General features: G+C 42.9%; 10 protein-coding genes. 4 read left to right on the plus strand and 6 right to left on the minus strand.

Annotation, left to right across the window (positions count from 1 at the left end):
* The first annotated feature begins 1 nt into the window (after nucleotide 1).
* Together C4S39_RS11505 and C4S39_RS11510 are read left to right on the plus strand one after the other, a co-directional pair.
* Nucleotides 2-532, plus strand: coding sequence for a methylated-DNA--[protein]-cysteine S-methyltransferase (locus C4S39_RS11505; RefSeq protein ID WP_103967135.1), 531 nt, complete (start codon nucleotides 2-4; stop codon nucleotides 530-532).
* Nucleotides 529-1,413, plus strand: coding sequence for a DNA-3-methyladenine glycosylase family protein (locus C4S39_RS11510; RefSeq protein ID WP_103967136.1), 885 nt, complete (start codon nucleotides 529-531; stop codon nucleotides 1,411-1,413). The genes C4S39_RS11505 and C4S39_RS11510 overlap by 4 nt, the downstream gene beginning before the upstream one ends.
* Before the next feature lie 142 nt (nucleotides 1,414-1,555).
* Here C4S39_RS11510 and C4S39_RS11515 read toward each other — a convergent pair whose 3' ends face one another.
* From C4S39_RS11515 to C4S39_RS11525, 3 genes are all read right to left on the minus strand, one after another.
* Nucleotides 1,556-3,757 (minus strand): hypothetical protein, encoded by a 2,202-nt coding sequence (locus C4S39_RS11515; protein WP_258039421.1) that lies wholly within the window; start codon nucleotides 3,755-3,757, stop codon nucleotides 1,556-1,558.
* A 166-nt stretch (nucleotides 3,758-3,923) separates the two neighbouring features.
* Complete coding sequence (locus C4S39_RS11520) at nucleotides 3,924-6,158, minus strand: TonB-dependent siderophore receptor (RefSeq protein ID WP_258039422.1); 2,235 nt, start codon at nucleotides 6,156-6,158, stop codon at nucleotides 3,924-3,926.
* Between the two features lie 518 nt (nucleotides 6,159-6,676).
* A complete protein-coding gene (locus C4S39_RS11525; protein WP_103967138.1) occupies nucleotides 6,677-6,916 on the minus strand; it encodes a (2Fe-2S)-binding protein in 240 nt (79 codons plus the stop codon).
* A 310-nt stretch (nucleotides 6,917-7,226) separates the two neighbouring features.
* On the opposite strand from C4S39_RS11525, the gene C4S39_RS11530 reads away from it, so the two are divergent.
* Nucleotides 7,227-8,606, plus strand: a complete 1,380-nt coding sequence (locus C4S39_RS11530) for an L-serine ammonia-lyase (protein ID WP_103967139.1) — start codon at nucleotides 7,227-7,229, stop codon at nucleotides 8,604-8,606.
* 19 nt (nucleotides 8,607-8,625) lie between these two features.
* Here C4S39_RS11530 and C4S39_RS11535 read toward each other — a convergent pair whose 3' ends face one another.
* On the minus strand, nucleotides 8,626-9,966 hold the full coding sequence (locus C4S39_RS11535) for a DUF3422 family protein (protein ID WP_103967140.1): 1,341 nt from the start codon (nucleotides 9,964-9,966) through the stop codon (nucleotides 8,626-8,628).
* Nucleotides 9,967-10,381: 415 nt separating this feature from the next.
* On the opposite strand from C4S39_RS11535, the gene C4S39_RS11540 reads away from it, so the two are divergent.
* Nucleotides 10,382-10,843 carry a hypothetical protein gene (locus tag C4S39_RS11540; RefSeq protein WP_103967141.1) on the plus strand — a complete coding sequence of 154 codons (462 nt, stop codon included), beginning with the start codon at nucleotides 10,382-10,384 and terminating at the stop codon, nucleotides 10,841-10,843.
* An 88-nt stretch (nucleotides 10,844-10,931) separates the two neighbouring features.
* Here C4S39_RS11540 and C4S39_RS11545 read toward each other — a convergent pair whose 3' ends face one another.
* Together C4S39_RS11545 and C4S39_RS11550 are read right to left on the minus strand one after the other, a co-directional pair.
* On the minus strand, nucleotides 10,932-11,408 hold the full coding sequence (locus C4S39_RS11545) for a hotdog fold thioesterase (protein WP_103967142.1): 477 nt from the start codon (nucleotides 11,406-11,408) through the stop codon (nucleotides 10,932-10,934).
* Nucleotides 11,409-11,654: 246 nt separating this feature from the next.
* On the minus strand, nucleotides 11,655-13,295 hold the full coding sequence (locus C4S39_RS11550; RefSeq protein WP_103967143.1) for a putative bifunctional diguanylate cyclase/phosphodiesterase: 1,641 nt from the start codon (nucleotides 13,293-13,295) through the stop codon (nucleotides 11,655-11,657).
* Between the last annotated feature and the right edge of the window lie 695 nt (nucleotides 13,296-13,990).

The raw sequence follows: 13,990 nt of genomic DNA on the forward strand, positions 1-13,990 counted from the left end.
TATGACACCATCTGATTATTGTGCTGGCGATTCCAATAGTCAGATTTGTTTTGCATTGGAAGAATGTTCTTTCGGTTCTATTTTGGTAGCCGCCAGCAAGATCGGTGTTTGTACAATTGCATTAGGAAACGATCCGCATACATTAATCCATGATCTGCAGTACCCTTTTCCACACGCTGAGTTTGCCGCTAACAACAAATTCGGGCAGTGGATTGCAAAAGTGGTTTATTTTATCGAAACCCCGGCCATTGAATTAGTTTTACCATTGGATATACGCGGCACCGCACTTCAGCGAAAAGTGTGGCAGGCTTTACAAAAAATTCCCATCGGAAAACGGATGAGTTATACGGAAATTGCGCAATACATTGGCAAGCCAAAAGCAACGCGCGCAGTGGCCAGCGCCTGCGCAGCCAATATCCTGGCAGTGGCGATTCCTTGTCATCGCGCGGTCAGATCGAACGGAAATTTATCCGGATACCGCTGGGGTGTAGAACGCAAAGCTGAATTATTGCGGCGGGAAAGCCTGTCATGAAAACCTCGGTCTACCACTGCAGATTGCCGTTGCCGGGAAATTACCGGATATCGGATATGTTGTCATTTCATGGCCGGGACAAATGGAATATAGCTGAAACCGTACATGACAACTATTTTTCCAAGGGCATCATATGGCACGGCGCGCCGGCTTGCTTGAGCATCCGCTTTCAGCCGCTGTGCGCTGAAATTGAATTGTGCATTGATAAACAGCTAACAATATTCAGCCAAGATGCATTCCGCAATCTGGCAGTACGTATGTTGGGTTTAAATCAATCGGTTAATACATTTGAGGAAGAATTTAGAGAACATGCCCAGCTTGGAAGTCTGATAGCAAAGCAATCCGGGTTGCGAGTTCCCGTTTCGGCAACGGCATTTGAAGCTTTGATTTGGGCTATCACCGGCCAGCAAATCAGTGTTTCCGCCGCCCTGTCAATCCGCCGGAAATTGATACAGTTGGTTGGATTACGTCATTCTGGCGGTTTGTATTGCCATCCGGACGCCCAACATTTAGCGGATTTTAATATCAGTGATCTGCGTCAGATTGGCTTTTCTCAAAGCAAAGCACAAACTATACTCGCCGTTAGCCAACGCGTGATATGCAATGAATTGGAACTAAGTTCAACCGATGCGGAACCGCCCATTGAACATATTCGCCAGCAATTACTGCAAATACGCGGTATCGGTCCCTGGACTGCCGACTATACCCTATTACGTGGTTACGGCTGGCTCGATGGCTCGCTGCACGGCGATGTCGCAGTACGGCGGGGCTTACGAATATTACTGAATAGCGAACCGATAAGCGAAAACCAGACCCGGCAATGGCTGGAAAACTTCTCGCCGTGGCGGGCTTTAGTAGCCGCACATTTATGGAAACTATAAAATAAAGAGGGCTGCTTTGAAAATAGGACAAGTCACACTACCGGGATATCCATTAACAAAGTTATCCTGCTTCCTGAATTGAATAAAAAATCAGCCCATCACTGAAAATTTCAATGATGGGCCATGCAGCTCAATCGAATTGCTAAATCAGTTCGTTTTCGTACGCTGATATGATTCCGGTTAGCGTCGACCCCGCCGTTAATGCCTTGGGAACATCATCGGTTTCACTGGCTTCTCTCAGATCCTGCAATGCATTCTGTACTTTTACACGTTCCAGAGTACCTAGGCGTAACTCCAGATCCGGTAAAAAGATATTGATATACAAAGAAACTCTCTCAGAAGCCGCAAGAGCCTGATTCCTGTCAATACCAAAAGTTGACTCAACGATGCCGATATTTCTATTGACCTGACCGATAATCCCTTTACTGATCTCGATAACGATTTCGTTTGCAACAACATTGGCCAAGTCGCCCGTTAATTGAGTTTTAATCAGATTGTTGCCAGCAGGATTATCCGGAGCGATAAAGCTCTCAATAATACGGTAGAAAAACTCACCTTCGATCTGTTTTTCCCTTGCATCTATGGCATCCGTATCCCGGCTCGCAATAATTCCTTGAACTTCGCGCAACACTCCGATCAGAAAGCTTCTCACCAGCGGAACGATTATATTTTCACGCGCAGTCTCAACATTGAGACGATCATCCGGATCTGCTTTGCTTAATGCCTCTCTTCCTTGCACAAACGCTAAGGTGATTTGATCATCTAAATCCGGATTACTGCCATCCTGGAGGGTTTGTTTATCTTCTGTAAGAACTTTGTTCACCCTGCCAGCAGTGCCAGCAATAGCGCTATAAGCTGAATTAGCCCTATCCCATTCTAAGGCCAGCTCGTCAGTTGATAAATTATCAAAATTTTCAATCACGAGTGTTGTTCGATCATAAACAACGAGAGCAAATACGCGTTGCAGCGATTTATCGATGATTTGCAACGAAAATGGAATTTCATTTCCGGCCTTCACCGATTCAATTGCAGCCGCAACATCCGTGTCAATTGATGAACCATACACTTGATCAACCAGCTGTGTCAGTTGTTGCAATTCCCCGGTATAGGCGGCTTCGATCGCTGCTCCATTAATCGTGGTTTCTGCACGTAATTCACCAATCGTCTTGAAACTTGCAACTGCGTTATCAATCAGCGCTGTTTCAGTGGTAGCGCTGTATTCGGTCAAATTAAGCTCGTTCTCATAACTGTCAAAAATCGCTGTTATTGTAGCTTGTGCCGCTGCGGATTTAGCAGCATCATCTGCTTTAACTGCACTATTCAGATCATTCAGTGCGGTTTCCAGATTGCCACGCACAGTCGCGCCCATTCTCAATTCAAGATCAGGCATGAAGATTTTGGCAAATTCCACTGTTCCTGAAGCTTCCGCCATTCTTCCTACACGATTTTCAGCGGTTGCAATATTAGCCATTTCTCCCCTGGATCGACCAAGCATCCCTTTGTTTAAATCGCTAACTATCTCGTCCACTACAAGATCCGAACCATTCCCTGCTAATCGATCTTTAATGAGCAGATTACCTACGGGATTATCGCGTGCAACCAAAGATTCGATAATACGATAAAAAACTTCCCCTTCTTTTAATTCAATGCGCATGTGTTCTACATCGGTACCTCTACTTTCTATAGCACCCGCTACTTCGCGTAAAACCGCGTTGTAATACGCACGGGCTAGCGATGATATTCTGGTAACGTAACGCTCAACGGCGACAACACCAGCATCTTCTTCCGGATTGCTTTTATTCAGCGCTGTTCTAATTCGCGCGACCGATTCATTGAACGCAATATCCGCCCCCGGATTGCTGCCTTCTACAATAGATTGTTTATCCGCACTAAGCACTTGATTGGCTCTTGCGACATTTCCCGAAATCGCCTGGAAAGACGCAACCACCTCATCCAGCATTTGATTTAATACCGCAGTTGATGTGGACTCAAACAGATTGCGTATATCTGACATACGATTAAAAACCACTTGATAAAAAACACGCTGCAGGGTCTTATCAACCACTTGGCCTGCTAACGCCGGTTCATTACCACTTTTGATTTCGTCAATTGCGGCTAAAACGTCACTATCCAGCTTTAGCGTATTCGCTGTATCGACCTCCTGCACAAGTGTCTGCAGCGCACCCGCATAAGCACTGGCAATAGCATCTCCATTCATTGGCGTTTCTCTACGCAATGTTCCAATTGTCTGATATGCAGTTACAGCATTTTGAATTGCCTGGACATCAGCAGCAGCAAACACGCTCGCATTACCTATCATCAAAGCAGAAATAGCTAAACTCATGATCAATGATTTCTTTATTGAAATCATGAAGTTCTTAGTTGTAAACATTATTAGGAGCCCTTTTATAAAATTCGTTAATATAATCACGAATACCAATGATAATTATTATTATTTATAAAATCAATTGATATCTTATCAACTGTCTTTTAATATCACTGTTTACCCGTTAGAAATTTGCAATTAAGGTGGCGCGAATGGCTATGGGCGAGCCCGGCGTAATATTATTGTTGTTGTGTACCGAAGCGAAATAATTGGCATCAAATAAATTCTCAATATTCAACTGACCGCGAAACCGTTTGGTAAACTGTGCAAACAATGCCGCATCAACTCTTGTAAAATCAGGAATTCTGACCGTATTATCGGCCGAAGCAAACATCCCGCCGCGATAAATCACACCAACCGCCGCTCCAATTTTAGGCGTGATATCGTATCGATTCCAGGCGGAAAAGGTATGCCGGGGAAGCTCCCCTACCGTAGCTCCTTTTTTTGCCGCTCCGGGCACTTCACTGGTAAATTCACCGGTTTGATAAGCATAACCGCCCATTACACTCCAATCCGAAGTCAATTGACCATTGAGACTGATTTCCACACCTTCTGTACGTTGCCCCTTGGCTAAAAAGGTTCGTGTTGGATCATTCGGATCAGCCGTGATCACATTGGTCCGATCCAGTTGATAAACAGCACCGGTTACTGCCAAATCAGGACGAATATCCCATTTAATTCCAGCCTCCAGTGTCGTGAATTTTTCCGGTTTAAGCGTATCGACTGTCACGTTCAAGGATGTCAATTGATCGCCTGCACGCGGGACATAAGCCTGACTGTAACTGGCATAAAAAGAAACCGGCTCGATGGGTTTATAAATAACCCCAAAGCGCGGAGCGATCAAATCATCCTTTGTTTTCAGGTGATCTCTACCTGCATTCCGCTGGCGAAAATCCACTTCAAACAAATCGTAGCGCACGCCTGCAATTAATTGCAGTTGCGGCAGCAATTCAATCTGATCCTGAATATATAAGGATGTCACATTGACGACACTACGATTATGCGCATCCGTATCTCGTGTCAAAAAATCCACGGGGGCATTCGTAACCGGATTACTGATAGGCACTCGCAAATTGACTTGCGATATATCGTTATTAAAAAAACCGTTTCTTCTCTGATTGTGGGTTTCCTGACGTCCTACCTCGATACCTGCCATCAATGTATGTGAGATCGGCCCGGTGTTAAGTGAATAGAGCAGATTTGTCTGGTTAAAAACATTATCGCGCGTTGTGACGTTGTTATACGCTCCGAGCGATATCAATCCGGAAAAAACCTGACTATTGGCAAAGATGTTTTGGTAGAACTTATCGTACGTCGTATAGTTTGTCCGGTTCTGCAACGTAACCCCGGAATCAAATTTATGTTCAATCAAAGAATTGAATGAAAGCACATCGATATTCGCGTTACTACGCTTCGGGTCACCAAAAAACTGGGATTCATGCACATTAACTGGGCGGCCTAAAAATGAAGGAATACCTCGATCAGCGGTACGATCATCGTGAAATCGCTCCATGCCCGCAATCACCTTAGTGCGATGTGTCGGTTTGATCGTAATGGTCGGAGATATGCCAAGACGCTCCATATCGACTCCATCGCGAAAACTGCCGGCATCTTCGTATAGAGCATTCAAGCGAACGGCAGCCACATCATTAATGACATAGCCGACATCAGCGGTCATTCTTTTCTGATTGAATGAGCCTCCTTGAAAAGTAAATTCCCGGACTGGATCCCAATTGGCCTGCTTCGACACACGATTTACCACACCGCCCGAACCACCACGGCCAAAAATCATTCCGTTGGCGCCTTTGAGCACTTCAATACGCTCAATATTATATAAATCGCGATAAAATTCGGCATCATCACGTATGCCATCAATAAAAAAATCTCCCGTCGAGCGATTGCCGCGAAAAACCAATGCATCACGATTGCCTTCTCCCTGTGACACACCAACACCGGGCACATAGCGAACTGCATCGCCCAGACTACGGATTGATTGATCTTTAATCAACTCATTGGTGATTACTGAAATGGCTTGTGGAACATCGCGCAATAAAGTATTGGTTTTTGTCGCCGTATGGGTGCTTACCGCTTTATAACGGCTGGCACTATCAGCAGTGACTTTAATTGAAGGCAGAGTAACAACCGACTCAGCACCTGATCCATCTGGCTGCGTCATAATGATATAGCCTTCGGCTTGCCTGTTCACTTGCAATCCGGAATTCTCAAGCAATTGATTCAAGGCCGGCTGAATTTCAAAATCACCCTCGAGTCCAAAAGTCACTTTTCCCTGGAGCAAAGCAGGATCGGCAATCAGCTTAACTCCCGACTGTTCCGCAAATTGATTGATAGCGTCTTGCAAAGAACCGGCTGGAATACTAAAGGTGCGTATAGTTGATAGGGGATTTATTGATTCTGCAAAACTTGATTTTGGAGGAAAAGTTAGCGTCAAACCGAAATTTAACAATATTGCATAGAAGCAGACACTCTTAACAATCCTGCGGATAATCATAATAAATTAAGGTACAAATATTTTTGCTGTTTTAGCAAGCACTTTGAAGCATTTTATGTAACATAACAGCCCTATTCAATGAGGGACAAGATTACACAAGGAAAATAAGCACGCAAATATAGATTATCATTTGATGAAACCTGGATCTAATTTCCGCAGATTCAATTTCTATTTCTTAAAACAGAAACTGATTGAAGTACGCAAGCAAATATCCGCTGCTTACGTCAATACGTTTTTTTCAAGATGAATCAAGACATTCATGACACAAAGAAGATTTAAAATACACTGAAAACGGCCTGATAGAATAACAGTGCTATTGTAGCATCTCTTCGCCATGCCAGTCTGAAACTACTCGACATTCATGCCCCTCATGCAGCATTTTTACACATGCAAGTCGATTGGGTAGAAAAAGATTGAGGCGCCAGATCTTGCATCTGGGATTTTTGCTCCAGCGTCTGATCCAAGACCTGCTTGACATGGCACGCACACAAACCACACTGCTCCGTAACACCGAGGCAAGCCTTTAAATCCCTCATCCGGTCAGCACCCTGATAAATTGCTTCCCGCAGCGCTCTTTCTGTAACTCCTTTGCAAATACATACGTACATATCGAATACCCTGCAATCTAAAGTTCAGTTAAATGAAATATCAAACAAAACAAAGATCAAAGAATGATTAATAATGAGAATGATTCTTAATTATATCGAATTAATTGCAAAAAGCAACTTATTTCGATAATTATTACCGAGCAATATATGGCTGAACATATCTGCATTTAAACCTTGCAACCAATAAAAACTGTTGAGTCAATACAAGACATATAGGATACTAGCTGACTGCTGATTTAAGCGTGCAAACTCCACCAATCAGCGCATAAATTCTCTATGGTAGATAATCCTAATTTTCACAGGTAACTTAATGTTCATTAGCGTTCTTGATCTCTTCAAAATAGGTATTGGGCCATCGAGCTCGCACACTATGGGTCCTATGGTCGCAGCCAAAGATTTTCGTGATCGAATTCAAGTCTATGTTTCCGATCACAAAACCCCATCCTTTTTGCAGGTTCGTTGTACTTTACGAGGTTCTCTGGCTTTCACCGGCAAAGGTCATGCAACCGATCGGGCAGTAACTTTAGGCATGCACGAATACACACCGCGAGGACTGGCCAAGCTGAATGTTAATGAATTATTTGAACGACTTTGGCAGCAAACAACAATTCAAATCAAAGAATCCATCAAAATTCACTTCAATCCGGTAGAAGATATTATCTTCGATCGCGGAGAACCTTTGCCGGAACATCCCAATGGCATGATTTTTCAACTGTTGGATGAAACTGGAAAAACACTGTTAACCGAAACTTATTTCTCGATTGGTGGCGGTTTCATCACCACATTACCGGAAATTGGCAAGCTTGTAGCGCCGATGAAAATAGAAGCGATCAGCTCCTGCGGCTTTCCCTTCGATTCAGCTAATCAGATGATGAAAATGTCAGCTGATAGTGGTTTATCAATTTCCGCTATGAAACGCAGTAATGAGGTAGAGCGTATTAATGAAAGTGAGCTCGATGCAGGATTGGATGCAATCTGGAACGCAATGCAAACATGCCTGGAAAACGGGTTGATCGCTGAAGGCCGGCTACCCGGTGGCTTAAATATCAAACGGCGCGCACATGCATTGTTTCAACAATTACAAAGTAATCCTCATAAGGCTAACTTAAATGACTGGTTATGCGCGTATGCCATGGCAGTTAATGAAGAAAATGCAGCCGGACATATGGTAGTTACCGCACCGACCAATGGTGCAGCGGGCGTAATACCGGCCGTTATTTACTATGCAGTAAAACATGAAGGCGCAACACTCGAGCAAGTACGGGATTTCTTGCTGGTGGCCGGCGCGATTGGCGGGTTAATCAAGCATAATAGCTCAATCTCCGGCGCGGAAGTTGGATGTCAAGGAGAAGTAGGTTCGGCTTCGGCTATGGCAGCAGCAGGTTTGTGTGCTATAAAAGGCGGCACTACACAACAAATTGAGAATGCTGCAGAAATTGCATTGGAACATCACTTGGGCATGACTTGCGATCCTGTAGGCAGCCTGGTTCAAGTACCATGCATAGAACGTAACGGCTTCGGAGCCATTAAAGCATACACCGCAGCATCCTTGGCAATTCGCGGCGATGGCCAGCATTTTATGTCATTGGACAACTGCATCACCGCGATGAAACAAACCGGACTGGAAATGTCAGTAAAATATAAAGAAACCTCACTGGGTGGTTTAGCTGTCAGTATCACGGAATGTTAATCAAACTTCATCGCTAGCTTTACAATTTGCTGATCATATTACGTACCCTTCTAACGACTAAGAAAACTCCAAGCACTACGACCGGAATCGCAATACCGGTCAGCAATTCTACATTGATATCATGCTCTGCTGCCTTAAACGCTTTTAATCCGTAACCGATGATCCCCAACAGATAATAACTCAATACAACTACGGACAAGCCTTCAACCGTTTCCTGCATGCGCAGCTGCACGCGCGCCCGGTTATCCATGGATTTAAGCAAATCACGAATCTGCGCTTCCATGGATAAATCTACCCGTGTACGTAATAACGCCGATGCGCGCCCCAAACGCATGGATAGCGTTTCCAGCTTAGTATGAACCAGCTCACATGTTCCCATCGCCGACGACAAACGCTGGATCATAAATTCCTGCAACATTTGCAACCCTTCAATCCGCTCCTCGCGTAACTCTGCAATGCGCAGTTTTACAATATCATAATAAGCCCGGGACGCATTAAAACGATGACTGGTTTGTGCAGACAGGCGCTCTGTCTCTGCCGCCAGAAGCGTTAATTCATTAAGTAAATGCTGTTCGTCTTCAATACTGGTCAATATCACATTATTAGCAGTCAATTCGGCCAAGCGCTGATCTGCGCGAGCCAATTGCGGAATAATTTTGCGGGTAACGGGTAACGGCAACATCGCCAACATGCGATAAGTTTCAATTTCAAGAAGACGTTGTACCAAGCGTCCAATCTGACGGCTGCGCAAATTTTCATCATGAATCAGAATGCGGCCGAAATTATCAGAGTGAATCTGATTATCACTCCATACACTTGCGGCGCCTCCTGCCACTCTGGAACCGATTACAGTTCCAGAAGCGAATAGCGCTGATAATTCATGCAAGCTGCGCTTGGGGCGTGATCGATCCTCCAGGGCAATATGCGTCGCAACCAGGAGTTCACCGGGCAGGCTGGCCAACCACTCCTGTGGCACATACGTAATCGCGGGACGCTCAAATGGAATATCAAACACCCCTACACGATAAACAGTATACGTCGAATATTCGGTATGACGTTCCCATCTAAGGCGAAACTCACCAAAATCCGCACTAAAATCATTCTCATGCGTATTAGGCGGGTTTATATTATAACGCCCACATAACTGACAGATCAGCTTTCGTTCCTGCTCGATCCACTCTCGATCAGACATCAGCACCAGATGTGAAAGCTCAAAAGGTGGCGCTAATAATTCGTACGCCACCGCATTCAATTCAGCATGCAGTTCTTGTCTTTCAGGATATTCGGGAATATTCAATTGCTTTTCTATTGCGGGCGGATTTGATTCAATTAATGAGGATTGTAAAGTAAATAAATTCATAAATCACGTAGCCAAGTTTACCAACCTGGAGCATACCTAATTTATTAAAAAACAATAAATCTTTTACGGAAAAATAATTTTCTCAAACCTAAACGACTACAGAATGTTTTTGCAGGTCTATATCGAGAATCTAATGAAGAGGATTATACAATAAAAAGATCAACGTTCATTTGAACGTTGATCGACTAACTATCAGGAAGGTAAATAAAGTCTAACACGGCAAATGTGAAGTATTTGTGATAAAAGAATAAGCGACTTGAAGCTGCATGATAACGGATTCCTGCTATCGCTTAGCACTTAAAATACCAATGGATACATTTTTTATGATGATCTGTGTATCATAAGCTGCATTATCTTAGTTTCTTTTTGGAAACGCTTTCTAATCGCTGGCAAATCAGATTAAACAGGAAAACTTATGGGCGCCATTTTCTTTTATATTTTTATTTATTTCATCGGGTACTACGCTTCTAACGTACTGAATATGTTAACAGTTCGTCCATTCATTACAAACCGCTACATGGCTGCATTACTACCGGTATATGGCGTTGCGCTGACACACGCTTATGTAATCGTTAGTAGCCCGCCTCCTCAAAGTGCAGACATGACCGTCGAATACGCATTGCTGATGTTCATCACTTTACCGGTTGTTATCGTGACATTGGGTGCTGTATATTTCATGTGGAATAGCAAAGGCAAGCAAGATGATAGCCCGGATGAAAATGCATTTGATGATGCAAGCAAGCCATCTGAAACTATCCACAATGAATTCACTAATCAGGAAGCAGAAATACAATCTGAAGTTGACTCAGTTACAGAAGAAAAAGAAACTAATCACAGAAATGCAGAACCCGACACTAACAGCAATGAAAAAATCTAATGTGAGCATTTATTTCATTGATACTATAAAAAACTTCCGCATAGTCTAAACATACAATAAACCAAGGCTGAAAAACTGATACCAGGGCTTATGATGGCCGGTCGACAATAACGTGTTCTTTCTGTGCACTCAGTGTGCCCTGTTCGATAATCGCCAGCGTCAATCGTGAAATTGCCACGCGCTTGTTCGTATCTTCTTCGATAATATCTGTTTGCCAGACTTGTGTACGCCGACCAGTATGCAAGGGTGTACAGATACCGATAACATGACCTTTGGTTACTGCCCGGATATGATTGATATTTAATTCCAGTCCAACCGCACGGTACTGTTCGGGATTTATTGTCATCCAGCCAGATACACTGCCTAAAGTCTCAGATAATACGCAACTTGCACCACCATGCAATATACCGAATGGTTGTGTCGTACGTTTATCGACTGGCATGCGTGCTTTCAAAAAATCTATGCCCAATTCAATAAACTGAATGCCAATATGTTCTCCCATATTGGCATTCCGTAAACCTTCCAAATATTCAATCGTGTAATCTTTAAACCAAATCTTAGTCATTGAACATTCCTTTTTAACTTTTGATAACGAATAAACCCAGTGATACGAAGCCGAATGAGCATTGGAAATTTCCGATTACGTTCACTCCGGCGCTTAACAAGCCATTAGACTAGCTGATAACTTTTCCCGGGCTGAATTATATAATCTATTGACAAACGCCAACATACTCTGATGAGAGTAAGAAACATAACTGGGATGATTTTCGATATGAAAAAGGATTTTTTATTTGCTTCTCTGGCTCTTAAATCATGCCAAATATTTATCTTTAAAGTCTTCTGAATGCACAGGCCTGCCAGTAAGGTATCCTTGAACTAAATTACAACCTTCTTGCTTTAGGAATCCTAATTGCGCATCACTTTCTACACCTTCAGCCACAACCATCAAATTCAAGCCCTCTGCCAAGCTCAGAATGGTACCAATGATTGCCATGTCTTCGGCACAATTTATCACATCATCCACAAACGATTTGTCAATCTTCAATACGGATAAGGGAAATTTCTTCAAATAAGCCAATGATGAATAACCAGTACCAAAATCATCAATAGCAATTTTTACTCCCGCCACATGCAATTGAGTAAGAATCTCACCCGATCGCTGTGGATTATCCATCAACACACCTTCCGTGATCTCCAGCATAAGGTTTTGTGGCAATAAGCCTGATTCACTCAGTACCTTACTGATCATTTCCAGAAAATCTTCCTGAACAAATTGACGTGGAGATACATTCACAGAAATGTAAAAATCTTTAAGGCCAGCATCCTGCCATTGTTTCGCTTGATAACACGCACTTCGCAAAGCCCATGCTCCAAGAATTTTAATTAAACCGCTATTTTCTGCCAGTGGGATAAATTTTATCGGTGGAATAAAACCTTGATTTGGGTTTTTCCAACGCATTAACGCTTCTGCACCTCTTAATTGACCAGTTTGTACACAGAAAATCGGTTGATAATGCAGCATAAATTCACCATTCTCAATCCCTTGATACATTGCGGATTCCAATGATAAATCGCTTCTCTCACCATCATCAACCTGATCACTATAAATTTTCCAGTGATTTTTGCCCAGTGTTTTCGCTCTATACATCGCGACTTCGGCATGCCGATACAGCTGTGAAGCACTGCTTCCATGTACTGGATACAGCGATATACCCAAGCTTGCGCTAATATGCAGCGTGTGTTCACTGATACGGAATGATTGCTGTAATGCGGTCGATATCTTTCTTGCAATCATCTCAATATTATTCTGGCCTACTCCCATCATTATCATAGAAAATTCGTCATCACTGACGCGAGCTACCGTATCACTACGCCGGACGCAGTTTTGTAGACGCTCGGCAACACCCTTGATTAGCTCATCACCAATACCATGTCCCAGCAAATCATTAATTTTTCTATATCCATCCAAACTTATAATCATCAATGACAAAAAACTCTTCTCTCGCTGTGCAGTTTGAATATTCATACCAATACGATCATCGAGTAATACCTTTCCAGGTAGCCCTGTCAACGTATCATGTGTTGAGAAATAAGCCAGTCGAGTCTCATTCTCTTTCCAATGCGTTGCATCGAAGGCAACAACAACATATTGATCGTCCAATAATCGATGAATGTAGCAGTCAACCCATATCGGCAGCATGAGTTGACGTAGAAGACGACAAATAAGAGTCTGTTTCTCGCCACTCTTCCTTGCTTTTTCCTGAGCATCCCAGAATGACGCCATATCTTCAGGTTGAATGTATGAACCAATCGATTCATGAAGCAACCCCTTAGATAATTGTAAAAATTCCTGTGACGATTTGGATGCTTGCTGAATAATTCCTTGAGCATTAATGCACACGGCAAAATCACATATATCCGATAGTAAATTGAAGGAAACGCGTGAATTCACTAAAAGAACTCCATATAAGTCGAAGTACAGATTTTCTGAAAAACTATACTGCGTAATTATTCTTGACTAACAAGCATACTTCTCAGTACTTAGTTTTTTTAGTTTTGCGGATTAAATAGCTAAGTAGTAAATTGAACATTACGGCTTAACAAGTTGATTTCTTGAGGGCAAATTATGTTGCTGGCTGATGCAGGGAGTAAAAAGATAATGGTGTAATCTAATCTGTAAACTGTATACACATAAAATGATACTGCTTACCACCGCGGAAATGGAACGATACACTTTTGAGCAGCAACAGAGCTTTATGAGCTAATGAAAGTACGCAGAATTAGTGAGAAGTAGTCCTTACGTAAGGACTTTATTTAGAAAGATCTGATGAGGCATTAACAGCTCTAATTCAGCAGAAACAATGAGCTGTAGTTTATACTACTTAGTCGATTCTGAAAAACCCTTAAGCATTTGATATTAGTTATAAATGCACTGTATGTTAGTGATCATAGCGACCGAAGATGTTAAAATGGCGCTGTATTTCTGGTCGAAATGGTGATTAATAATGCTAAGAAATAGTAGTACGATTCATCAACCGAATCTGTTTGGAACTGAACCGCCCCGATTTTTCCGGAGACTCGTTAGTTTGAGTCAAGCTGTGATGCCTGACACTTTCAGTTGCGAATAATACGCTCTTTCCAACTCTG

This window comes from Nitrosomonas ureae (assembly GCF_900108305.1).
Lineage (GTDB): Bacteria > Pseudomonadota > Gammaproteobacteria > Burkholderiales > Nitrosomonadaceae > Nitrosomonas > Nitrosomonas ureae_B.

Excerpts from the sequence above, each read along its gene's own strand:
- C4S39_RS11515 (WP_258039421.1), bottom strand. The coding sequence starts at position 3,757 with ATGAGTTTAGCTATTTCTGCTTTGATGATAGGTAATGCGAGCGTGTTT.
- C4S39_RS11545 (WP_103967142.1), bottom strand. The coding sequence starts at position 11,408 with ATGACTAAGATTTGGTTTAAAGATTACACGATTGAATATTTGGAAGGT.
- C4S39_RS11530 (WP_103967139.1), top strand. The coding sequence starts at position 7,227 with ATGTTCATTAGCGTTCTTGATCTCTTCAAAATAGGTATTGGGCCATCG.
- C4S39_RS11525 (WP_103967138.1), bottom strand. The coding sequence starts at position 6,916 with ATGTACGTATGTATTTGCAAAGGAGTTACAGAAAGAGCGCTGCGGGAA.
- C4S39_RS11540 (WP_103967141.1), top strand. The coding sequence starts at position 10,382 with ATGGGCGCCATTTTCTTTTATATTTTTATTTATTTCATCGGGTACTAC.
- C4S39_RS11505 (WP_103967135.1), top strand. The coding sequence starts at position 2 with ATGACACCATCTGATTATTGTGCTGGCGATTCCAATAGTCAGATTTGT.
- C4S39_RS11535 (WP_103967140.1), bottom strand. The coding sequence starts at position 9,966 with ATGAATTTATTTACTTTACAATCCTCATTAATTGAATCAAATCCGCCC.
- C4S39_RS11510 (WP_103967136.1), top strand. The coding sequence starts at position 529 with ATGAAAACCTCGGTCTACCACTGCAGATTGCCGTTGCCGGGAAATTAC.